This window comes from Streptomyces sp. NPDC048441, from assembly GCF_043200235.1.
Taxonomy (GTDB): domain Bacteria; phylum Actinomycetota; class Actinomycetes; order Streptomycetales; family Streptomycetaceae; genus Streptomyces.
This window is the reverse complement of record NZ_JBICXM010000008.1, coordinates 1-22,501: the sequence shown is the minus strand read 5'-3', so window position 1 is coordinate 22,501 and position 22,501 is coordinate 1. Positions and strand designations below refer to the sequence as shown.

The 22,501-nt window shown below is 70.1% G+C and carries 21 protein-coding genes and 1 riboswitch; of the genes, 4 read left to right on the top strand and 17 right to left on the bottom strand.

Features of this window, described 5'->3' with window-relative positions:
* Nucleotides 1-59: 59 nt before the first annotated feature.
* Nucleotides 60-278: riboswitch (cobalamin riboswitch) on the bottom strand.
* 82 nt (nt 279-360) lie between these two features.
* The gene (locus tag ACGFSB_RS20895; protein ID WP_393401255.1) at nt 361-729 is read left to right on the top strand and encodes a hypothetical protein; all 369 of its coding nucleotides are present in this window, start codon (nt 361-363) and stop codon (nt 727-729) included.
* A 43-nt stretch (nt 730-772) separates the two neighbouring features.
* Here ACGFSB_RS20895 and ACGFSB_RS20890 read toward each other — a convergent pair whose 3' ends face one another.
* From ACGFSB_RS20890 to ACGFSB_RS20840, 11 genes are all read right to left on the bottom strand, one after another.
* Nucleotides 773-1,606, bottom strand: coding sequence for a carbohydrate ABC transporter permease (locus tag ACGFSB_RS20890; RefSeq protein WP_393401252.1), 834 nt, complete (start codon nt 1,604-1,606; stop codon nt 773-775).
* A gap of 6 nt (nt 1,607-1,612) precedes the next feature.
* Nucleotides 1,613-2,458: a carbohydrate ABC transporter permease gene (locus tag ACGFSB_RS20885; protein WP_393401979.1), complete on the bottom strand. Its 846-nt coding sequence runs from the start codon at nt 2,456-2,458 to the stop codon at nt 1,613-1,615.
* A 113-nt stretch (nt 2,459-2,571) separates the two neighbouring features.
* Complete coding sequence (locus ACGFSB_RS20880) at nt 2,572-3,816, bottom strand: ABC transporter substrate-binding protein (protein ID WP_393401249.1); 1,245 nt, start codon at nt 3,814-3,816, stop codon at nt 2,572-2,574.
* Between the two features lie 167 nt (nt 3,817-3,983).
* Nucleotides 3,984-6,740 carry a fumarate reductase/succinate dehydrogenase flavoprotein subunit gene (locus ACGFSB_RS20875; RefSeq protein WP_393401247.1) on the bottom strand — a complete coding sequence of 919 codons (2,757 nt, stop codon included), beginning with the start codon at nt 6,738-6,740 and terminating at the stop codon, nt 3,984-3,986.
* 13 nt (nt 6,741-6,753) lie between these two features.
* Nucleotides 6,754-7,569: an ABC transporter ATP-binding protein gene (locus ACGFSB_RS20870; RefSeq protein WP_393401245.1), complete on the bottom strand. Its 816-nt coding sequence runs from the start codon at nt 7,567-7,569 to the stop codon at nt 6,754-6,756.
* Nucleotides 7,570-7,576: 7 nt separating this feature from the next.
* Nucleotides 7,577-8,419: an ABC transporter permease gene (locus ACGFSB_RS20865; protein WP_393401243.1), complete on the bottom strand. Its 843-nt coding sequence runs from the start codon at nt 8,417-8,419 to the stop codon at nt 7,577-7,579.
* Nucleotides 8,416-9,765 carry an ABC transporter substrate-binding protein gene (locus ACGFSB_RS20860; RefSeq protein ID WP_393401240.1) on the bottom strand — a complete coding sequence of 450 codons (1,350 nt, stop codon included), beginning with the start codon at nt 9,763-9,765 and terminating at the stop codon, nt 8,416-8,418. Before ACGFSB_RS20860 ends, ACGFSB_RS20865 begins: the two co-directional genes overlap by 4 nt.
* Before the next feature lie 67 nt (nt 9,766-9,832).
* Nucleotides 9,833-10,060 (bottom strand): ferredoxin family protein, encoded by a 228-nt coding sequence (locus tag ACGFSB_RS20855; RefSeq protein WP_266479325.1) that lies wholly within the window; start codon nt 10,058-10,060, stop codon nt 9,833-9,835.
* Nucleotides 10,061-10,129: 69 nt separating this feature from the next.
* Complete coding sequence (locus tag ACGFSB_RS20850; RefSeq protein WP_393401237.1) at nt 10,130-10,900, bottom strand: GntR family transcriptional regulator; 771 nt, start codon at nt 10,898-10,900, stop codon at nt 10,130-10,132.
* A gap of 133 nt (nt 10,901-11,033) precedes the next feature.
* Nucleotides 11,034-11,765, bottom strand: coding sequence for a hypothetical protein (locus ACGFSB_RS20845; protein ID WP_393401235.1), 732 nt, complete (start codon nt 11,763-11,765; stop codon nt 11,034-11,036).
* Nucleotides 11,762-12,547 carry a TioE family transcriptional regulator gene (locus tag ACGFSB_RS20840; protein WP_393401234.1) on the bottom strand — a complete coding sequence of 262 codons (786 nt, stop codon included), beginning with the start codon at nt 12,545-12,547 and terminating at the stop codon, nt 11,762-11,764. The genes ACGFSB_RS20845 and ACGFSB_RS20840 overlap by 4 nt, the downstream gene beginning before the upstream one ends.
* A gap of 69 nt (nt 12,548-12,616) precedes the next feature.
* Here ACGFSB_RS20840 and ACGFSB_RS20835 point away from each other — a divergent pair, with 69 nt between their 5' ends.
* Both ACGFSB_RS20835 and ACGFSB_RS20830 read left to right on the top strand, forming a co-directional pair.
* Complete coding sequence (locus tag ACGFSB_RS20835) at nt 12,617-13,825, top strand: erythromycin esterase family protein (RefSeq protein ID WP_393401231.1); 1,209 nt, start codon at nt 12,617-12,619, stop codon at nt 13,823-13,825.
* Between the two features lie 169 nt (nt 13,826-13,994).
* Nucleotides 13,995-14,258, top strand: a complete 264-nt coding sequence (locus ACGFSB_RS20830) for a DUF1206 domain-containing protein (RefSeq protein WP_393401228.1) — start codon at nt 13,995-13,997, stop codon at nt 14,256-14,258.
* Here ACGFSB_RS20830 and ACGFSB_RS20825 read toward each other — a convergent pair.
* The 4 genes from ACGFSB_RS20825 to ACGFSB_RS20810 form a co-directional block, all read right to left on the bottom strand.
* On the bottom strand, nt 14,255-15,043 hold the full coding sequence (locus ACGFSB_RS20825) for a VOC family protein (protein WP_393401225.1): 789 nt from the start codon (nt 15,041-15,043) through the stop codon (nt 14,255-14,257). The two genes, ACGFSB_RS20830 and ACGFSB_RS20825, sit on opposite strands and share 4 nt — an antisense overlap.
* A 104-nt stretch (nt 15,044-15,147) precedes the next feature.
* The gene (locus ACGFSB_RS20820) at nt 15,148-16,749 is read right to left on the bottom strand and encodes a sigma-70 family RNA polymerase sigma factor (RefSeq protein WP_393401223.1); all 1,602 of its coding nucleotides are present in this window, start codon (nt 16,747-16,749) and stop codon (nt 15,148-15,150) included.
* A gap of 168 nt (nt 16,750-16,917) precedes the next feature.
* Nucleotides 16,918-18,090, bottom strand: coding sequence for a serine hydrolase domain-containing protein (locus ACGFSB_RS20815; protein ID WP_393401221.1), 1,173 nt, complete (start codon nt 18,088-18,090; stop codon nt 16,918-16,920).
* Nucleotides 18,091-18,204: 114 nt separating this feature from the next.
* Complete coding sequence (locus ACGFSB_RS20810) at nt 18,205-19,083, bottom strand: alpha/beta fold hydrolase (protein ID WP_393401219.1); 879 nt, start codon at nt 19,081-19,083, stop codon at nt 18,205-18,207.
* Nucleotides 19,084-19,196: 113 nt separating this feature from the next.
* On the opposite strand from ACGFSB_RS20810, the gene ACGFSB_RS20805 reads away from it, so the two are divergent.
* On the top strand, nt 19,197-21,176 hold the full coding sequence (locus ACGFSB_RS20805; protein ID WP_393401217.1) for a BTAD domain-containing putative transcriptional regulator: 1,980 nt from the start codon (nt 19,197-19,199) through the stop codon (nt 21,174-21,176).
* A gap of 11 nt (nt 21,177-21,187) precedes the next feature.
* On the opposite strand, the gene ACGFSB_RS20800 is transcribed toward ACGFSB_RS20805, so the two are convergent.
* Together ACGFSB_RS20800 and ACGFSB_RS20795 are read right to left on the bottom strand one after the other, a co-directional pair.
* Complete coding sequence (locus ACGFSB_RS20800) at nt 21,188-22,150, bottom strand: electron transfer flavoprotein subunit alpha/FixB family protein (protein ID WP_393401215.1); 963 nt, start codon at nt 22,148-22,150, stop codon at nt 21,188-21,190.
* 39 nt (nt 22,151-22,189) lie between these two features.
* A partial coding sequence (locus ACGFSB_RS20795; protein WP_393401213.1) for an electron transfer flavoprotein subunit beta/FixA family protein occupies nt 22,190-22,501 on the bottom strand: 312 nt, incomplete at its 5' end.

Genomic DNA, 22,501 nt, shown 5'->3' with positions numbered 1-22,501 from the left:
TGCCCACCTGATCTGTACGCCGACCCGCCCACGAGGTCACCGGGATGTCCGCACGTGAGGGTCACGTACGGGCAACGGGCAGGTCTTCGGACTCGCGGGCACATCTGCCGAGGCAGACTCCTACTGGCCGTCGCTTCCCGGATCCTCGGCCGGATCCAGTGCGTATGACGGCGGTCGTTCCCGCTCACCGCTGCGGGGCAGTCCCGGATTCCCACCGGGTTCCCTCTTGCGACGCGCCTGTCTGGCGAACAGGGCGAACCAGCTGCACGGATCAGACTAGAGCACACACCGGGGGCGAGCCAGGATGGGGAGTCGGGGGCTACCGTGAGCCTCAGCAGTACAGGGGGAAGGGGAAGGCCCATGGAGTGGTTCTGGATCGTTCTCATCATCTTCTGGACGGGCGGCTTCGCGTGGGTGGCCGACAACGTCCGTACCGCTCTGCGCAATCGGCATGAGCGGAAGCTGGAACTGATGGAGGCGGCGAAGCAGGAACGCCTGGCTGTCGAAGCGGCATATCAGTCGCCGGAGCCGGTGTGCGGGTGCACGCACCACCTTGCCAAGCACGACAAGCAGGGGCTGTGCCATGAGCGCGTCGAGGTGCCGACGGAATGGGACGAGAACAAGAAGCCGCTGAAGTACGAGGCGGGGCAGTGCGACTGCCAGCGCTATGTGGGGCCGCAGCCGCTGTCGCAGGTGTTCGCGGAGGAACTGACGGACCGGGGCTTCTGATCTGCGGACTGACTGGCCAAGGTAGTGAGGTCATGACCGGTCCTCAGTCGATACCGGACCGCTCCACCCCCGCCACGATCCACCGCTGGAAGCACAGGAACACCACGAGGAGCGGCAGGATCGACACGGCCGCCGCGATGAACAGCTCGTGCAGCCTGATGACTTGGGAGGTGGTGAAGGACGAAAGCGCGACCTGCACCGTCCACGCGTTCCGGTCCTGCCCGATCACCAGCGGCCACAGGAAGGAGTTCCACGCGCCGATGAAGACGATCGTCCCGACGGCCGCGAAGACGGGTCGCGCGTTCGGTACGACGATGCGCCAGTAGGTACGCCAGTAGCCGAGCCCGTCGACCTGCGCTGCGTCCTCCAACTCCCGGGGGAAGCCCAGGAAGTACTGCCGGAAGATGAAACAGGCGAAGGCGGAGAACAGGGTGGGGACGATCAGGCCGCGGAGTGTGGAGATCCAGCCGAGCGACGATACGAGGACGAAGCTCGGTACGAACGTGACGGCTGCCGGGACCATCAGGGTGCCGAGGACGGCGTAGAAGACCTTGTTCGCGTGCCGGTAGGGGATGCGGGCGAGGCCGTACCCGGCGAGGGAGGCGAGCAGCAGCGTGCCGAGCGTCGTCGCGACCGCGATCAGCGCGGAATTGAGCAGGGAGCGGGCGAAGGGGACGGACGTGTCGTCGAAGAGTTCCGTCACGTTCGACCAGCGCAACTGCGGGGGAAACAGGGTCCATTCGGGCGACGTGATGTCCTGCTCGCTCGCAAGGCCGTTGCGGACGAGGAGATAGAAGGGGATCAGGAAGAGGAGGGCGAGCGCGACGAGCAGGACGATCCGCAGCGCCCGCCCCACGCGTACCAGGGCGTTGTCCATCAGTCCTCAGTCCTCCTTCCTGCCGAGTCCGAACCACCGTGCCTGACCCACCGTCACCACCGCGATGATCAACGCGAGGATCACCGCTCCCGCGCTGCCGAGCCCCAGGTTCTGCCCCTGGCCGAGGGCCGTGTAGTAGAGGTAGACGAGCGGCGGGCGTGCGTAGGGCGGGTAACCGCGGGCGTCCGAAAGGAGGTTGTAGAACTCGTCGAAGGCCTGGAAGGCGTTGACCACGAGGAGCAGGACGACCGCGACCGAGGTGGCGCGCAGCTGCGGCAGGGTGATGTGGCGGAGCACCTGCCAGCCCGGCCGTGCTCCGTCCACGGCGGCGGCCTCGTACAGGACGGGGCTGATCCGCTGGAGCCCGGCCAGAAAGAGGATCATGTAGAAACCGGCCTGGAGCCAGAGCCGCACGGTCACGATCACCAGCCAGTACCACGGCGGTTCGGTGGTCGATAGCCAGGCGATCTGGTCGCCCCCGAACCAGCCGAGCACGGTGTTGGCGAGGCCGAACCGCACACCGTTGAAGATCGACATCTTCCAGATCAGGGCCGCGACGACATAGCTGCACGCTGCGGGCAGGAAGAAGACGGACCGGAAGAAGGCCTGCGCGCGGCGCACCCGGTTGACCATCAGGGCGAGGGCGAGCGAGAGCGCGAACGTGGCAGGGACGATGAACGCGGTGAATACCAGGAAGGTCCGCAGACTGCTCGTGAACGTGCCGTCCGACAGCATCGCGCTGTAGTTGTCCAGGCCCACGAAGTCGGTGGGGGTGACGGTGTTGCGGGCGTCGAAGAAGCTGAGGCCGACGCTCCACAGCAGCGGGACGTACGTGAAGAGGCCGAGGCCGATCGCGAAGGGGCCGACGAAGACCCAGAACCAGAGGGTGCGGTTGCGTGTCCGGCGCCGCTGTCCCGCGCTCTGCGCAGCCGGTGCCGCAACTGGCCTTCTGGCGACGGAGGTTGTCACGACTTCTTCTTCACTCGGTCGAGTTCGGCCGACACCTTCCGTACGACCGTCTTCAGCTCGCTCTCCGGGTTGGCGCCGCTCTTGATGATCCGGCTCAGGGCGTCCTGGTATGCGGTCTGACTGGCCTGGGTCCACAACAGCGGCTCGGCGTAGCCGTGTTCGGTGGTGAAGCGGACGGCGTCGGCTGCCGGGCTCTTCCGCAGCCGGTCCGCCTTCTTGGCCAGCGAGAGGCGCGCCGGGATATGGAAGCCGTACGAGAGGGCGAAGTCCTCCTGGTGGTCGGTCCGGTCCACCCACAGCCACTTCACGAATTCCTTCGCGGCTTCCTTGTGCTTGCCGCGCGCGCTGACGACGGCCCCGTACGCACCCACGGGCACGGCGGGCCGACCGGACGCCCCGCTCTTAGGGAACGGCAACACCCCGAAGTCGTCGCCGAGTTCCTTCTGTACCTGGGGCAGCGCCCACAGCCCTGACCACTGCATGGCGGTAAGACCCTGGAGGAACGCGGACGGGTCCGACCAGTCCGTGGGGGCGCCGAGCAGCAGTGACTTGTCGGCGTACAGCTGATGGATCTTGCCGAGAGTGCGGGCCGCGGCGGGGTCGTCGAAGCCGACCTTGCCGTCATCCGTGATCAGCTGAAGTCCACTCGCGTACAAGGGTGTTCCACCAAGAACACCCGCACCCCCGTCATTGCCGAGGAAGAGCCCCTTCACCTTCTTCGTGGTGAGCTTCTTCGCCGCGTCGACGAGCGCGTCGAGAGTGGTCGGCGGATCGATACCGGCGTCGTCGAGCAGGCTCTTGCGGTAGTAGAGCAGCTGCATGTCGACGACCTGCGGGATGCCCCAGATCTTTCCGTCGTACGTCTTCGGGCCGAGCACGGCCGGATTGAAGTCGTCCTTGACGCCGTCGAGCAGCTCGCTGAGGTCGACGACCTGGCCGCCCTGGATCTGATCGAGGGTGGGGTCGCCCTCGAAGACATCGGGGCCGGAGTCGGTGAGCAGCGCGGCAGCGGTCTGCTCGTCGTAACTACCGGGCCGCCACTGCACGGTGACGTCCGCCTTCTGGTAGGCGGCGGCGTACTTCTTCACCGCCTGCTCGACGCCCGACTCGCCGTACTGGTGATACCACTGCGAAAGGGCCGGCCCCGAACCCCCTTCACTGCGCCCGGTGTTGGACCCACAGGCGGTGAGCAGTCCCACGCCCGCCCCCGCGGCCAGCAGTCCTCTGCGGCTGATCGTCATGGTGCGCCCCCTGTCACTCGTCCTTCGATACACAGGTCGATCATGCGCCGCCATTGCGGCAGGGGCATTGCGGCAGTGTGTAGGCGTGGCCGGATTTCTCCCTGTCGGAACGGCGGCCTCGTTCATGCGGACGCGGGGTGGTTGTGCGGACGTGGTGTGACACGGGACTACGCGAGGGCACCCGCCCGGGAAGCGTAGGCGCGGACGTCGGCATCCGGGTCGAGGACCGCCGTGGCGAGCGCGGCGCGGGCGTCCGCGCCGGCGGAGTGCTCATTCGTGGAGTGCTCTTTCGTGGAGTGCTTCAGGAGGGCAAGGACCGCGGCCTTGCGGACATCGGCGTTGGCATCGTCGAGTGCCTTGGTCAGCGCCGGTACGGCGTTGGCGCGTTCGGGATCGGCCGCGCCGAGCGCGGTGGCGGCGCCCGCGCGGACCTGCCAGGACGGGTCGGCAAGCGCGTCCACCGCCGTGACGTCGTACGGGGCGGGGCAGCCCACGGATGCCAGGGAGGTCAGTGCCGCCGCGCGGACCAGGATGTCCGCGTCGTGGAGCAGGGGAGCCAGGGCCGCCGGGGTGGCCAGGCCGCGTGCCGCTGTGACTCGGACCTCGCGGGCCGGGTCGGTGGCGGCTCGGGCGACGGCGTCCAGGGCGTCGACCGAGACCAGCGCGCGCACGGAGGCGATGCGGACCTCGATGTCCGGGTCGTCGAGCGCGAGGGCGTAAGCGGCGGCGTCTCCGAGGCGCAGGGCGCGAAGGACGTCGAGCGCGGTCGCCCGCACCTGGGCGTCCCCATGGCCGAGAGCGTCGAGGAGCCCTCGCGCCAAGTCGGGCTCCGGCACGAGGACTTCGACCAGTTCGAGCAGGGACGCGGCAGCGGCGCCGCGAACCCCAGGATCAGGGTCCGACAGTGTCTCGGCGAGCGCGGGGCCCGTCCCGGTGGGAACGGTCTCGGTGAGCGCTGCCACGGTCGCACGGCGTACGGCGGGGTCCGGGTCGGCCAGGAAGGGGCGCAGGAGGGGGAGTTCGGGCTCGTTCTCGGCGAGGGCGAGCAGTTCCAGGATGCGGGGGGAGTGGGAAGCGGCGGCCACCGTGTCCCGCGACTCGGCGGTGCTGGTGCTGGTGCTGGTGCTGGTGCGGCTGCCGGACCCGACGGGGGCGATGTCCCGCTGCCCGGCGGTGGCCACCTGCTCCGGATGGACCTCGCCCAGATGGCGTGCCGCACCGCCGATCGGCGTGAACTCCTCGACAGGAACGAGGTAGGTCTCAACCGGGCGAGCCGTGAACTCCATTGCCCCGGAAGGGGACTTGTGCAGGTCCAGATGGTGCAGCCAGCCGTCGTCGTCGCGCTGTGGATGATCCGTACGCTCGTGGTAGAGCCCCCACCGTGACTCCGTGCGGGCAAGCGATGAGCGGGCCGCCATCTCGGCGCAGTCCCGGATGAAGTGCACCTCGGCGCACCGCATCAGTTCGTGCGGGGTCTGCGCGCCCATCTCGCCGATCTCGCCGCGCATCCGCTCGAAGTGGTCCACGGCAAGGGAGAGCCGGGCGCCGGATTTGGGTGGCGCGACATAGTCATTCACGAAGCGGCGCAGTTTGTATTCGACCTGCGGCTGCGGAGGCCCGTCCGGGTTGCGCAGCGGGCGGTAGATCAATTCGTGGGCGTCCCGTACCTGAGAGCTGGGCAACTCGCCCTCGTACTCGGTGAATTGAGAGGCATCAGCGCCCGCCAGATCACCGAAGACGAACGCGCCGATCATGTAGTTGTGCGGAACGCTGGCCAGGTCCCCAGCGGCGTACAGACCGGGCACGGTGGTGCGCGCGTGGTCGTCGACGCGTACGCCGGATGCCGAGTGGCCACCGCACAGACCGATCTCCGAGATGTGCATCTCGACGTCATGGGTGCGGTAGTCGTGGCCGCGGTTGGCGTGGAAGGTGCCTCGTGTCGGGCGCTCGGTGGAGTGCAGGATGGTTTCGAGGGCGCTGATGGACTCCTCGGGAAGATGGCTGAGTTTGAGGTACACGGGCCCGCGGTCGGAGGCGAGTTCGGCCGCGAACTCCGACATCATCCGGCCCGACCAGTAGTCGGAGTCGACGAAGCGCTCGCCGTGCCGGTTGACCTGGTAGCCGCCGAAGGGGTTGGCTACATAGGCGCAGGCGGGGCCGTTGTAGTCCTTCATCAGCGGGTTGATCTGGAAGCATTCGATGCCGGTGAGCTCGGCGCCCGCGTGATAGGCCATCGCGTAGCCGTCACCGGCGTTGGTGGGGTTCTCGTACGTACCGTACAGATAGCCGCTCGCGGGCAGGCCGAGGCGGCCGCACGGGCCGGTCGCGAGGATCACGGCACCGGCGCGTACGGTCACGAACTCGCCCGTACGCGTGTTGAATCCGGCCGCGCCGACGGCCCTTCCCCCCGCGGTGAGCACCCGGACCGGCATCACACGGTTCTCGATGCGGATGCGCTCGCGCATCTCGCGGCGGCGCAGCTGCCGGTAGAGGACCTTCTTGACGTCCTTTCCCTCGGGCATGGGCAGGACGTACGAGCCGGAACGGTGCACCTGGCGCACCGCGTACTCGCCGTGTTCGTCCTTCTCGAACTTCACGCCGTAGGACTCCAGGCGTTGCACCATCGAGAAGCCACGGGTCGCCGTCTGGCGGACGGTGGACTGGTCGACGATGCCGTCATTGGCGCGGGTGATCTCGGCTACGTAGTCGTCCGGTTCGGCGCGGCCGGGGATCACGGCGTTGTTGACGCCGTCCATGCCCATGGCGAGGGCGCCGGAGTGGCGGACGTGTGCCTTCTCCAGGAGGAGGACGTTCCGGCCCTGTTCGGCCGCGGTGAGTGCCGCCATGGTGCCGGCCGTTCCGCCGCCGATGACGAGGACGTCGCAGGAGAGCTCCTGGGCGTCGGTGACTGCGGGGATCTGCATGGAAGGGGGCCTCTCAGGTGCCGAGGGATGTCAGAACGGTGCGGCGCAGCTCGGTGGTGGCGGGGTCGCCGTGGGCCGTACGGTCGCGTGGGCGTGGCACGTCGAGTACGTCTACCGCGCGGCTGGATCCGGTGCCGGTGCCGGTGCCGGTGCCGAGCAGGGCGACGCGGTCGCCGAGGAAGAGCGCCTCGTCCACGTCGTGCGTGACGAAGACGACGGTCGCGCCCGTGCCGCGCAACACGTCGGCGAGCAACTGCTGCATCCCGGCCCTGGTCTGCGCGTCGAGCGCGCCGAACGGCTCGTCCATGAGGACGGCCCGGGGCTCGGCCGCGAGGGCGCGGGCGAGCTGGACACGCTGCCGCTGCCCGCCCGAGACGCGGTGGGGGAGTTGGGTGCCGTACCCGCCGAGGCCGACTCGCTCCAGCCAGCCAGCGGCCGTAGCGCGACGCTCGGATCGCCTCAACCCCTTGATGGCAAGGGGTAGTTCGACATTGGCCCGGAGAGTGCGCCACGGCAGCAGCGCGTCGTCCTGGAAGATCAGGGCCCGCTCGGCGTGGGGTGCGGTGATGGGGCGATCGTCCTGGCTGACCTCCCCGCCGAGCGGAGGCAGGAGTCCGGCCAGGGTGCGCAGGAGGGTGGACTTCCCGCATCCGGAAGGGCCGACGACGGTGAGGATCTCGCCGGGCGCGATGTCCAGTTCAAGACCGTCGAGTACGGCGGCGCCGTTCCGGCCGATCGACGCGTCACGCAGGGTGAGCCGGGTGCCGCGTGGCGGGGCGAGCGCGGGGCCTGGGGTGATGGCGATGGCGGTTTCGGGGGGTGTGGTCATGGTGGGGTCACGCCTCCTTGTGGGTGTGGGCGCCCGACTGCCGTGCCCGGCGCGGCCGTTGCGGAGGCGCTGATGCCTCGATGCGGGACTCCGTCCGTGGGAGCCATCGCGTCACACGGCGGCCGAGTACCTCCACCGCTGTCGACGTCAGCCAGCCGAGCGCGCCGATCGTCACCATGCCGACGAAGACGCCGGGGTAGTCGACCACCGTGTAGTCCTGCCAGGTGCGGTAGCCCACGCCGTACTCACCGGAGATCATCTCCGCCGAGATCACACAGATCCACGAGACGCCGATGCCCACGGAGAGCCCGCCGAGGATGCCGGGCAGCGCCCCCGGCAGGACCACTGAGCCGAGGATGCGCCACCGTCCGCCGCCCATCGTGAGGACCGCCTCCTCCCAGACCGGGGTCAGGGCGCGCACCGCGTGCCGGGTGGAGACCATGACGGGGAAGAACGCCGCGGTGCAGGTGATGAAGACGATGCCCTGTTCATTGCTGGGGAAGAGCAGGATCGCCACCGGTACCAGGGCGATGGCCGGTATGGGCCGCAGCACTTCGAGGACGGGGCCGAGCAGGTCGGCCGCCAGACGAGAGCGGGCGATCGCCGTGCCGACGGCCACACCCGCGACCGCCGCGAGCGCGAAGCCGGTGAGGATGCGGCTGAGGCTGTCGGTGAGGTCCTGCCAGTACGCGTCGCTGCCGATGCGCTGCCCGAACTCCCGCGCGACATCGACAACCGTCGGGAACTGCTCGAAACGCAGCCACATGTTGACGTCGAGCGCCGTCAGGAGCTGCCACAGGCCGAGCGCTGCGGCGAGAGACAGGATGCGGAGGAGGTGACGCCACGTCACGATGCCTGCTTCAGCGCTTGGTTGTACGAGACGGTACGAGCGCCCGGATGCGCCTTGGTGTAGGCCGCGGCGGTGGAGGGAGTGACGAAGGGCAGCAGTTTCGTGCCGTCTGCCACCCACACGGCCTTGTCGGCGAACCAGGAGGTCTCGGTGGTCGTGTCGGGGACGTACGCGGCTCGCACCTTGCCCCGCTGCTTGGCCGCCTGACGCAGCAGCTCCGCCGGAGTGGCGAAGGACCGCGTCTTGTTCTCGCCCTTCAGCCAGAGCTCGCTGCGCGGCGGCGCGGGGGTGGCGGCCTGGGCGGTTGCGTAGCCGTCGCCGTACGCCTTCCTCACGTACCGCTCGTCGACGAAGGCGTCCACATCCACGTCGCCCACCAGCTTCGCCGACTTCAGCACGGGCACGTCCTTCTTCAACGCGTCCACAAGGACGGGTTTGACCGAGGGGTCGAAGGTGGCGATGCCGTGCGCGCCGTTGTAGAGGTAGACGACCTCGGGCGGAAGACCGGTGGCCTTCGCCACCGACTCGGCTGCCGCCACCGGCCGCTTGTTGAGATACGTGGTCGCCCTGGCCTGGGCGCGCAGAAAGTCTTCCAGAACCCCCGGCCGCTTCTTCGCGAAGTCCTCGCGTGCGGTGACCCCGTGGAAGGTCGGCAGGTTCAGCTCGGCGCCGTCGTACAGCGCTCGGGCCCGGCCCTGAAACGCGAGAAGCCCCGGCCACGCCACGAACTGCGAGAGCGCGTCCGCGCTGCCGGCCTGGAGCGCCGAAGCGCCCACCGCGGGCTGCTGGTTGAGCTTGTGGATGTCCTCCTCGGGGTCGATGTCCGCCTGCCGCAGCGCCCGTACGAGAGTGCCGTCGGCGGCCGAGCCGACGCTCGTCGAGACCTTCTTGCCGCGCAGGTCCGCCAGCGACGACAACGTCGAACCAGGGTCCGTGACAATGGTGTTGAGACCGCCGCGGAGGTTGTACCCGGTGACGGAGACGAGTTTCGTCGGCCGGTTCAGCTGGGTGCCACGGGCGGCGTTGATCAACAGGGGGAAGTCGCCCATCGAGCCGATGTCGATCTTCCCTGCGGTCATCTGCGCGGTGATCGGCGCGCCGGTGGCGAAGTCCTGCCACTTCACCTTGTAGGTGACGCCCTCACGCTTTCCGCGGGCGGCGAGCTCGCGCTCGAAGTAGCCGAGCGAGCGGAGCAGCGTACCGGCGGTGACGGTGTTGATGGTCTTGGACTGGTAGCCGATGGTGACCGTGACCGTCCCGGGGCCGTCCGCGCTCGCCCCGGCGCAGCCCGCCAGCGGGAAGGTCAGCAGGGCGGCCAGGGAAGTATTGAGTGCTGTGCGTTTCATGGAGCCGGGGCGTTTCGTGGGGCCAGGGCGTTTCATTGGAGTGGGTACCTCTCGACCTTCGCCGGCTTCACCGGAGCAGATAGGGCATGTTGACCGTGACCGCGTCGGTGGGACAGCGGGCGGCGCACGGGCCGCAGTACCAGCACTCGTCGACGTGCATATAGGCCTTGCCGCTGTCCGGATTGATCGCGAGCGAGTCGAGCGGACACATGTCGACGCAGAGCGTGCAGCCGTCGATGCACTTCGACTCGTCGATGGTCACGGGCACGTCGGCGCGCTGGGGGGCCAGAGGCATGGCTGTCTCCCGGAAGGTGATGGAGGGTGTGATCAGAAGGGGATCAGAGAGGGATCAGGCAGAGGGGGATCAGAGAGCGCGGTGGAGGAGCCCGCTCATGGCGATGCGGTCGCCGCGGAAGCGGATGAACTCCAGGTCCACGGGGCGCCCGTCGGCCAGCTGCGTGAGCCGTTCGAGCATGAGTACGGCGGTGCCGCGCGGCGCCTCGAGAACGGCGGCGGAGTGCACGTCGGCGTTGACGGCTTCCAGGGTGATCTCGGCGGTGCCGAGCGGTTGCCCGGTCAGGGTCTCGAGGAGCCGGAACACATCGGTGTTCTCCAGGTCGCAGCCGATGAGACCGGCGCCGATGTCCATCGGGACATAGGTGAGGTCGAGCGAGAGCGGCAGGCCGTTCAGCCTGCGAAGGCGCTCGATGTAGAGCACGTCGGTGTGCTCCACGAGGCCGAGCCGCCGGGCCACGGGTGCGGGCGCGGGGACGGGACCGACCGAACGGACTTCGTTGGTGACGTCGCCGTGTTCGTGCAGGGTCTCGGCGAGGCCCTGTAGCCGGTCGAGGCCGTGCGGATACTTCTCGGACACCACGACGGTGCCGACACCGGGCTGCCGTTCGAGCAGTCCTTCCGTCCGGAGCAGATCAAGCGCCTGCCGGACGGTGTTCCGGGAGACGCGGTAGTCGTCGCCGATCGCGTCCTCGAGCGGCAGCACACCACTGGGAAAGCCCCCGGTGCGCACCTGGTGGCGCAACAGGTCGGCGAGCTGCCGCGCCTGGTCCGCGCGCAGCCGGCGCCGTCGTGCGGCGGCGACCGGCACAGTGGGCTCGCGGATACGTTCGGCTGGCATGTGAGGGACCATACCGACGCCGTCGCGGCCGTGGTGTTGCCGGAGTATTGCGCCACTCAGCGCCTCCCGCGCACCACCTCTGACCTGCGTGTTCGCGAGGCTCGTGGAGAGACCCGCCAGGGGCGGCCGGTGTTCAGGGTGTCCGCACGGGCGGCGCGGCGGTGGCGGTTCGTGTGACGTCGGCGACGAGCTCGACCACATCGGGACCGTACGCCTGCGGATTGACGACCCTGAGCAGCAGGCAGAAGGATTTGTCGCCATGCTTGGCGGCGAGCCTGGAGTGGTGGCGGCCGAGATAGCGGGCCGCGGCGTGATTGGCGTTGGAGTGCTGGCCGCTGACCAGGAAGACCGGACGTCCGCCATCGCCCTGGCCGAAGAGACGGGCCAGGAGGACGTGCTCCACCGAGTCGGGCTGCCAGCGGTAGCGCTCGCCGCCGATCAGGAAGGAGCCCCGGTCCGGGCCCGGCTCGGGATCGGTGTTCATCTGGACGCCGGGCAGCAGTGAGTCCAGATGCGCCGCCGTCCGCAGGTTGGAGATGGGGCCGCCGATACAGAACTCCGTGTGGTCACCTATCCCTTGCTGCGCCGTGTCATGAGCGACGATCTGCGTCTGCGCTCCGCAGTCCTTGATGAGGGCGGAGAGTTCGAGGAGCGCGAAGACATCGCGCCGCGCGACGCTCCAGTCGCCGCCACCCGCCTTCCGGTTGACCACGAGGAGGCACTCGGAGTCGTCCGGAAGACCGAAGAACCGTTGCTTGCGGCGGAGTTTGCGCCGCCACAGATACGTACGGGCGAACCAGCCGAGTGCCGCGGCGACTCCGGTGGCTATCACGCCGAGGACGATGTTGCGCAGGTCGTCGTTCATGCCGGGGGATCGTAGCGTCCGGCTGTAACGGCGCCGGGTCCGCGCTCGCGGATGTACGGCTCCAGCTCGGCGGCCCCAGCCAGCATCGCCCGCCCGCGGGTGGCGAGCCGACCGTGCCAGTCGTGCAGTGCGGCCTCCAGCGGCTCGAGTCCGCCGGCTGCCCGCACCTGGGCGATCAGCGGTGCGATGTGCTCCAACAGGTAGCCGCCTCGCCTGAGTTGGTGGGCGAGACGGGCGTCCCGTACATCGGCCTCGTCGTAGACGCGGTAACCGGTCCGCGCGTCGCGGCGCGGGCGTACAACACCGGCACGCTCCCATTTGCGCAGCGTCGCGGGCCGGATCCCGAGCTTTCCTGCCAGCGGGCCGATGAACGTGCCGTCGGGGCTGGAGTCGAGGCCGGGGCCGACGTCGGGCTTCTCGGACACCGGGGAGGGCTCCAGGTCGCGGAGCGCCCTCTCCACGGCCTGGAGGGTCCGGCGGTCGTCGAGGAGCTGGGCATGGCTCTCGTCGATGAGGCGGAACGCCTCATCGGCCGCGCCCTGGTTCACCGCCCGCATGATCGACGTGGCCGTCCGGTGGCCGTGGCCCGGCAGCAGGGCGAGAAACGTGCGCAGGGCCCGTGCGTGGAGCGCGGTGTAGGTGCGGTAGCCGTGAGGTGTGCGACCGGCTGCCGGAAGGATGCCGGCCTCCTCGTAGTTCCTGATCGCCTGCGTGGACAGACCGTGGCCGCGCGCCAGGTCGATCGGCCTGAGCCGATCACCGCTTTGAAGGTTTTTCCCCATGACACCGATGATAGGCCGACTCTGAAGCGGGAAAGTTTCCATCGAAGGTTCAACGATAGCGTTCAAGGCATGGCTACTGACATCGAGGACACCACCTATGCCGTCCAGGCCGCCGCCCTCATGAGGCTGCTCCCGGCGAGGCCCCGGCTACTCGCCCTTGGCGAGCCCACCCACGGCGAGGACGCGCTGCTCGACCTGCGCAACGAGCTCTTCCGGCAGCTTGTCGAGCAGGAGGGTTACCGCACGATCGCGATCGAGAGCGACTGCATCAAGGGCCTGATGGTCGACGACTACGTGACCTCCGGCACCGGCACCGGCACCCTCGACGAGGTCATGGAGCAGGGCATCAGTCACGGCTGGGGCGCCTCCGCGGCCAACCGCGAACTCGTGCGCTGGATGAGGGAGTTCAACAACGGCCGCCCCGCGTCCGAGCGGCTCCGCTTCGCCGGCTTCGACGGCCCGCTGGAGATCACCCACGCCGAGAGCCCCCGACAGGCCCTCACCGCACTCCACGGCTACCTCGCGGCCCGGGTGGACGCGGACCTGCTTCCCTGCACCGCGGACACGCTCGACCGTCTGCTCGGCGCCGACGACCGGTGGACCGAACCCGCCGCGATGATGGACCCGTCCCGGTCCACGGGGCAGTCGGCGGAGGCGGGCCGACTGCGGCTGCTCGCCGACGATCTGGTGGCGCTGCTCGACCAGCAGGCGCCGCACCTGCTCTCGGAGACCTCGCGGGACGACTGGGACCGGGCACGCCTGTACGGGCGCACCGCGACCGGCCTGCTGCGCTACCACCACTGGATGGCCGACACCTCACCGGCCCGCATGACGCGGCTGTGCGCGCTGCGGGATTCGATGATGGCCCACAACCTGCTCGCCCTCGCCGCTCGGGGTCCGGCACTCGTGCACGCCCAGAACTCCCATCTCCAGCGGGAGAAGAGCTCGATGCGGATGTGGCAGGGGCGGGTGGATTGGTGGAGCGCCGGTGCACTGGTGAGCGCTCAGCTCGGCGAGGAGTACGCATTCGTGGCCACGGCCCTGGGCACGATCAGCCACCGGGGAGTGGACGCCCCGCCGCCGGACACCGTGGAGGGAATCCTGTACGCACTCCCGGAGGACCGCTGCGTCATCGACGCCCGGCGGCTGGCCACCGCCCTCGGCGACATGCGGCTCGCGCCCCGCGAATCCCCTTGGTTCGGCTATGCCCCCCTCGATCCGGCGCACCTGACGGACAGGGACGGCATCGTGTTCGTCAAGGATGTTCCGCAGGGCTAGCAAGTGACCCCGATGTCCGCGAGGTGGTGTGCCATTGCGGCCGCCCCGCCCAGGAGTTCGCCAGGCGAGGACTGCTTCCGCACGAGGCATGGCCGCGCGCGTACCGGGGCACTCGGGAGCCGGGCCGCGTACGGCGCGGCCGGGTTTCCGGGTTTTCCGGGAGGGCTTGATGGCGTCTACTCGAGTGCGAGCAAGCGGCTGGAGCAAGAAGGCCGCCGTCCGCCGCTCGGCGGAGCACGAATCGCTGACCGTGGCGGGCCGGGCGGGCTTTGTCGCCCGTGGCGTCGTCTACGTCCTCATCGGCGCCCTGCCTCTCCGCATCGCCCTCGGCGGCAGCGGTGAACAGGCGACTGGCAGGGCGCGTTGGCGTCTCCTGGGCCTCCGCACGGTGGCGACGACTGTGACCGCGGCTTTGCCGTGCCCTGAGGCCTAGCTGAACTCGGGCATCTCGCCTTCCGTGGTCGTCAGATCGATGACGGTGAAGACCGCGCCCTGCTGGTCGGCGACCGTGGCGAAGCGGCCGAACGGGCTGTCCATCGGCCCGAAGAGCAACCGGCCGCCGAGCTTGGTGACCGTGGCGATCGCGGCGTCGCAGTTGTCCACGGCGAAGTGCACGTTGACGTGCGACGGCACGTCCGGCGGGAAGTCCTCGGTCATCTTGAGCCTGCCGAGCACCGGCTCGCCACCGGTCTGGAAGAGGCTGAAGTCGACATCGTCGACCTCCATCTTCTTCACCTCGAAGGGGAAGACGGCGGGGAAGAACGCGTCCGTCGCCGCCGGGTCCCGCGTGGTGACCTCGGCCCAGCAGTACGCGCCGGCCTCGCGGGTCTTCTCGAAGCCCTCGTGGATGCCCGGCTGCCAGACGCTGAAGTACGCGCCGCTCGGCTCCTGGGCCGTCACCATGGTGCCGAACTCGCCGACCTGCGTCGGCTCCATCGCGAGCGTGCCGCCGTTGTCGCGGATCTTCGCGGCCGTAGCGGTGGCATCGGGCGACGCGAAGTAGAGATTCCAGGCGGCGGGGCTGTCCATGCCGGGCATCTGCGGCACGACAGCGGCCACTGCCTTGCCGTCCGAGCGCGCCATCGTGTAGCCGCCGAACTCTTCCGAGCCGGCGTCGAACGTCCAGCCGAGCAGCTCGCCGTAGAAGCTCTTCGCGGCCTCCACGTCGGGGAACATCGCGTCCGCCCAACAGGGCGTTCCTTCCGGTTGCGCAGACATCGCGTGAGCCTCCAGTTCTGGCAGTTTCCTGGTGATTTCACGCTATTCGAACGGGCGCCGCTGCGCCCGGCGAACACTGTCTTGTTCAGTTCTGTTCAGTCAGGTCACTGCGCGCCGAAGTTCTGCGTCCACCAGGGGCCGCCCGCGCCCTGCCGGTAGCCGATGCCGATCTCCTTGAAGGAGCAGTTGAGGATGTTGGCGCGGTGCCCGGGGCTCTTCATCCAGGAGTCCATCACGGCGGCAGGTGTGCCCTGACCCGCGGCGATGTTCTCGCCGTAGGTGCTCCAGCGGTAGCCCGCGGCCGTGACCCGGTCGCCGGGGTCGTCGCCGTCGGGGTTGGTGTGGTCGAAGAAGTCGCGCTCCGCCATGTCGTCGGAGTGGCCCTGTGCCGCCTTGCCCAGCTTGCTGTTCTGGGTCAGTGCGCCGCAGCCCGACTTGGCGCGCTCGACATTGACGAGCCTGGTGACCTCTTGGCCGTACGAGGTGCCCGCCGGCGCCTGGGGCGGGCTGCTCGGCCGGGTGGGCTTCGGGGCGGGCTTCGGGGTCTTCGACGGGGTGGGCTTGGGGGACGGCTTCCGTGTCCGGCTGGGGGAGGCGGACGGGGACGGGGAAGGCGATCTGGTGGGTGCGGTGGTCGCGGTGGACGGAGCCGCGGGGCTCGGCGCACGCGGCGCGGTGACCGACTGCGCTTCCGTCTCCTCGTCGTCCGCCGGGCGCGTGGCTGAGTAGATGACCCCGGTCGCGATGACGAGCACGGCTACGCCCGCGGCCACCGTGCGGCCCTTTCGAGGCATCCGGTGGGGGCGCTGGGCGGCATGTCTCGCGGAGGCGCTCCGGGAGCCGGATATGCCGTACGCGTCCCCGGCTGTGTCGTGGGCGTTCGACGCCATGCCGTACGGGTCGGCTGCCGCGCTCACCGCGCGTATCGCGCCGGGGGCGGCAAGCGCGGCGGCCGGTGGCACCAGGGCGAGGCCCACAAGGAGACGCTCGGCGAGGACCAGCCCGGCGCCGTGGCCGGAGCACACCGCGCAGTCACGCACATGCCGGGCCAGCCGCTTGCGCCAGAGGGCCGACGGGGTGCCGTCCCAGGGCGCCACCACTTCGCTCAGGTACGGACACCGGGGCGCCGCCGCCAGCGCGCGGACCACGATCCGGGCCGTCTCCAGCTGGGTCTTCATCCGCTGCACCCGGACCGTGGTGTGCTGTACCGGCAGCTCCATGGCCGCCGAGACCTCCGCGCGGGTCAGCTCGCCAGAGACCTCCAGCCACCAGAGCGACAGGAGCGCGCGGTCGTCGGTGTCCAGCCAGCGAGTGGCCTCGGCCACCTCCCGGCGCTGCCCCACAAGGCCGAGCCTGATGATGGTCAGGTCCACGAAGTCCGCGCCCGGGTCCACGATGTCCTGGGCCTCATGGAGCGGGCTCGGGCTCTTCTGCCCGGACGCGCGCTGCTGCCAGTGCCTGCGGATCTCGTTCATGGCGATCGCCACGAGCCAGGACCGGAAGCTCGCCGGGTCGCGGAGCGATGCCAGGCCCGCGAGCGCCCGCAGCATGGTCTCCTGCACCACGTCGTCGACGTCGGCATGTCCCTCGAGCGCCCGCCCGACGATGTTGTAGACCAGCGGCAGATACCCGGCCACCAGCTCGTCCTGCGCTCGCTGGTCCCCGGTCTGCGCCGCCGTCACCAGAGGATCGTGTTCACCGATCATGGACTGCCTCACTCGCTTTCTTCGTCGGCAGGATGTGGCCCTACACCTGGGAGATCGCGTGAGCGCACGGAAATAACAGAATTCCACCAAGAGAAATCCACGAACGGAAATCTGCGGACAGAAATCTGCGGTGAGCATACGCACCCGGTCAGCCACGCCCCTGAGGGCTCACGCCTCCGACAGGCACTCCCTGACCGCCGCGATGAGCCGCGAGGACCGCGCGTCGCCATGGCCGATCATCCGGTTCGCGGTGTAGGCGAAGCCCACGCCGAACTCGTCGTCCCCGAAGGCGAACTGCCCGCCCGCGCCGTCGTTGCCGAAGCTGCGGGCGCCGAGCATCGGGCGGAAACCCGGTGCGTCGAGCAGGAAGCCCGAACCCCAGCGGGCGCCCAGATCGGGGAAGCCCGACCAGGAGCCGCCCGCGGTGAGCTCACGCAGCACGTCGGTGACGGTATCCCGTGTGAGCAGCCGTGCCGAGCCGTCGACTCCCGTCGCGGCTGCCGCGTACAGCGTCGCGAGACCACGCGCGGACGACACCGCGCCCGCACCGGGAATCTCGGCGCGCAGCAGCGCCGGGTCGTTCCAGCCGTGCGGTACGTCGAGGCCGGGGAAGGCGAACGCCCCGTTCATCGTCACGATCCGCATCACCAGGGACTCGGGGTCGGGGTTCCCCGGCCGACCCGCCGCCTCGGCGAGCCTGGCCAGGTGGGCGACCTCCTCATCGGGCAGGCCGATCCAGGTCCGCAGGCCGAGGCCGTCGCCGATGGCCTCGCGGAAGTACGCGCCCGGGGTGAGGCCCGTGACGCGGCGGATCAGCTCGCCGAGGAGGAAGCCGAAGGTGTGCCCGTGGTACTCGTGGGCGGTGCCCGGCTCCCAGAGCGGCTCCTGCTCCTCGACCGCGCGTACCACCGGAGTCCACTCGGTGATCTCGTCGAAGCTCAGCCTGCGGTCGAGGGCGGGGAGCCCGGCGCGGTGCGCGAGCACCATGCGCGGCGTGATCGCCGTCTTGTCACTCTCGTTCTTGTGACTCTCGCCGCCGCATGCGAACTCCGGCCAGTACCGGGTCACCGGAGCGTCGAGATCCAGGCGTCCCTGCTGTGCGAGGAGATGGACGCAGAGGCTGACGATGCCCTTGGCGCAGGAGAAGACCGGGACGACCGTGTTCTCGTCCCACGCACGCCCGGTCCGCTCGTCCGCGACTCCGCCCCACAGATCGACGACCTTGCGCCCGTCCACGAACACCGCGACGGACGCGCCCAGTTCGCCGAACTCGGCGAAGTTCCGCGAGAAGACGTCCGCGACCGCCCCGTACCGCTCGTCGGCCCATCCGCTGTGCTCCACCGTGTCTTCTCCTCTGCCCGCGCTTCTGTCCAGTGATCGAACGGGAAACCTATGCGGCAGGACCGGCCGACTCCAACGCATTTACGCTCAGCGGCTTCAGCTGCTTCAGCTGCTTCAGCGGGCGAGGAGATCCCGCAGCGCCTTGGCCGTGTCGGCGGGCGCCTCCTCGGCCATGAAGTGACCGGAGGTGACGGGGGTGTGCCGCAGATCCGGGGCCCAGGCGCTCCACAGCGCCACCGCGTCGAAGCCGAGCGCGGCGCCCCAGTCCTGCTGGAGCACGGCGACCGGCATCCGCAGCTGTCCTCCGGCGGCTCGGTCGGCCCGGTCGTGGTCGACGTCGATACCGGCGGAGGCACGGTAGTCGGCCACGATCGAGGGCACAGCGGCACGGCAGGCGTCCAGATAGGCGGCGCGTACGTCGGTGGGGACGGCCCGCGTGTCGTTCGTCCAGATGTCGAGGAAGTGGCCGAAGAACGCGTCAGGGGCGGCGCCGATCAACTGCTCGGGCAGGCCCGGCGGTTGGGCCATCAGGTAGAGGTGGAAGCCGACGGCGGCGGTGGCTCCCCGCATCACGTCCCACATGTCAAGCGTGGGCAGCACGTCGAGGCAGGCCAGGTGCGTGACCGTTTCCGGGTGGTCGAGCCCGGCACGGAAGGCGACCAGGGCGCCGCGGTCGTGCCCGGCAAGCGCGAAGCGGTCGTATCCGAGGGCGCGGGCCAGGGCGACGATATCGGCGGCCATGGTGCGCTTGGAGTATGTGGTGGGGTCCATCTCCACGGGCTTGTCGCTCGCCCCGTAGCCACGCAGGTCGGGGCAGATCACCGTGTGGTCGGCGGCGAGATCGGTGGCGACATGCCGCCACATCAGATGGGTCTGCGGGAAGCCGTGCAGGAGCACGAGGGGCGGGCCGGAGCCGCCGACCGCCACGTTCAGGCAGACGCCGTCCGCGACGGGCACGCGCCGGTAGGTGAAGTTCTTGATGGCAGGAGTCATGCCGCAGAGCCTGCCGGGCGCGAATGAGCATCCAGTGAGCGCGCTACCGTGACCAGGGCCGATGCCCGCGGAAAGGGCGGAGAGGGCGGAGAGGGCGGAAAGGGTGGTCAGGGATGCAGGTCGCGTTCGGGGTGCTTGGACCGGTGGTGGCCTGGGACGGTGCCGGGGAAGCCATCGCGCTGAAGGGCCCGCGGCACCGCGCTGTGCTGGCCCGGCTGATCGTCGCCCGCCGCCGCGTCGTGCCGGTCGCCCGTCTGGTGGACGACCTGTGGGTGGATCCGCCCAAGGACGCGGTCGGGACCGTACGCACCTTCGTGGCCGCGCTGCGCCGTGCCCTCGAACCGCAGCGTCCGCCCCGCACACCGGCCAGGATCCTCGTCACCGAAGGCCCCGGATACGCCCTGCGTGCCGAGCCCGGAGCGGTCGACGCCTGGCGCTTCGAGCAAGCGGTGACCGCTGCCGCGAAACTGCCGCCCCAGGATGCCCTCGACCGCGTCGAGGAGGCGCTCGGGTGGTGGCGCGGCCCCGCCTACGCCGACTTCGCCGACCCCGCCGATGAGCACTGGGCCCGCGCCGAGCGCTCCCGCCTGGGCGAGCTGCGGCTGCACGCCGTCGAGCGGAGGGCCGAGGCTCGCCTCGACCTGGGACGCGCCGCCGAAGCGGTGCCGGACCTGGACGCGCACGTGGCCGAGCACCCCTGGCGCGAGGACGCCTGGCGGCTCCTCGCCCTCGCGCTCTACCGCACCGGCCGTCAGGGCGACGCCCTCGCGGTACTGCGCCGGGCCCGCGCGCTCCTGGTCGAGCAGCTCGGCGTGGACCCCGGCCAGGGGCTGCGCCGCCTGGAGGCCGACATCCTCGGCCAGGCCCGCCACCTCGACCCGGCGCCCGGTACCGGCGACGCCGCGGAGCAGGTGTGGGCCAGGGCCGCCACCGCCTACGACCGGACCGTGGCTTCCGGCGCCCGCGCCCGCCTCGACTCGACGGTGGGCCTGCTGCGCAACCTGGCGGTGACCGGAGGCGGCGGCCTCGAAGCGGCCCGCGAGCACCGTGTGGCGGCCGTCATGGCGGCGGAGGAACTGGGCGACGCGGAACTCACCGCCCGCGTGATCGGCGCGTACGACGTCCCGGCGATCTGGACCCGCGTCGACGATCCCGGCCAGGCCGCACAGATCGTGGCGGCGGCCGAACGCACCCTGGCCGCCCTCCCGCCGGACGCCCACCCGGCGGCACGGGCCCGCCTCCTTGCCACGATCGCCCTGGAGTCACGCGGCACAGGATCGGCACTCGGGCGCCAGGCCGCCCGCCAGGCCGAGGAGATCGCCCGCCGCCTCGGTGATCCCACGCTCCTCGCGTTCGCCCTCAACGGGGTGTTCATGCAAACCTTCCACCGCACGGGCCTGGCCCCGCGGCGCGACGCGATCGGCGCCGAGCTCGTTGCCCTGTCCGCCCGCCACGGCCTGGCCACCTATGAGGTGCTCGGCCATCTCATCCGCCTCCAGGCCCGCAGCGCGCTCGCAGACTTCCCCGGAGCCGACAGCCACGCGGCAGCGGCGGACCGCCTGGCGGAACGTCACGAGCTGCCGCTGGTAGGCGTGTTCACGCGGTGGTACGGAGCGCTGCGGCTCGCCGAGACCGGGCAGGCACCGGCAGCCGAAGCCGCCTATCGGGATGCCGCCGCGCGACTGGAGGGCGCCGGTATGCCAGGCCTGACGCACGGACTGCTGCCGCTCGCCCTGCTGTGCCTGCGCCTACGGCACAGAGAGCCCGCCCCCGACGACGTATGCATCGACTGGGGACCTTACGAGCCCTGGGCCCGCCCATGGGTACTGCTGTCCCAGGATCGCCGGGACGAGGCCGCGTCGGCGCTGCGCCGACTCCCGGACCCACCCCACGACCTGCTGCTCGAAGCCATGTGGTGCCTGGCCGCGCGAGCGGCGATCGCCGTCGACGACCGGGATGTGATGGAGCGCGCCCACGCCGAACTCACCCCTGCACAGGGGGAGTCGGCGGGGGCGGGCAGCGGCTTGCTCACCCTGGGCCCGGTCGCGCGGCACCTCGACGACCTGGCCTCGGCCCTCAGGCGCCCTCGGTGAGGTGAGCCGGTTCAGCCCTTGCGGGTGTTGACCTCTTCGGTGAGCTGGGGGACGACGTCGAAGAGGTCGCCGACCACTCCGTAGTCGACGAGGTCGAAGATCGGGGCCTCGGCGTCCTTGTTGATCGCCACGATCGTCTTGGACGTCTGCATACCCGCCCGGTGCTGGATCGCACCCGAGATACCCGAGGCGATGTACAGCTGCGGCGAGACACTCTTGCCGGTCTGGCCGACCTGGTTGGAGTGCGGATACCAGCCCGCGTCCACCGCGGCACGCGAGGCACCCACCGCCGCACCCAGCGAATCGGCGAGGGACTCGATGAGGTGGAAGTTCTCCGAACCGTTCACCCCACGCCCGCCGGAGACCACGATCGCGGCCTCGGTCAGCTCCGGACGCCCGGTCGACTCCCGCGGCGTACGCGCGGTCACCTTGGTGCCGGTGGCCTGCGCCGAGAAGGACACCGACAGGGTCTCGACGGTACCGGCGGCCGGGGCGGCCTCCACCGGGGCACTGTTGGGCTTGACCGTGATGACCGGAGTACCGCGGGTGATACGCGACTTGGTGGTGAAGGACGCGGCGAACGCGGCCTGCGTGGCCACCACACCCTCCGCGCCGGCCTCCAGGTCGACGGCGTCGGTGATGATGCCCGACCCGATGCGCACCGCGAGGCGGGCGGCGATCTCCTTGCCCTCCGCGGAGGAGGGCACCAGGACGGCAGCCGGGGAGAGGGCCTCAAAGGCGGCCTGAAGGGCATCCACCTTCGGCACGACCAGATAGTCGGTGAACTCCGGGGCATCGGCGGTCAGCACCTTGACCGCACCATGCTCGGCCAGCACCGTCGCGGTGTCACCGGCACCGGCGCCGAGCGCCAGGGCGACGGGCTCACCGATACGACGGGCCAGCGTCAGCAGTTCCAGGGTGGGCTTGCGGACGGCACCGTCCACGTGGTCGACATAGACAAGAACTTCAGCCATGACTCTTCCAATTTCCTTGACGTGTCAGCGAATCAGGGACTAGACGAACTTCTGGCCCGCGAGGAACTCGGCGAGCTGCTTGCCGCCCTCGCCCTCGTCCTTGACGATCGTGCCCGCCGTACGGGCCGGACGCTCGGTCGCCGAGTCGACCTTCGTCCAGGCACCCTCCAGGCCCACCTGCTCGGCCTCCAGGTCCAGGTCATCCAGGTCGTAGGCCTGCACCGGCTTCTTCTTCGCCGCCATGATCCCCTTGAAGGAGGGGTAGCGCGCCTCACCCGACTGGTCGGTCACCGACACCACCGCCGGAAGCGAAGCCTCCAACTGCTCGCTCGCGGAGTCGCCGTCCCGGCG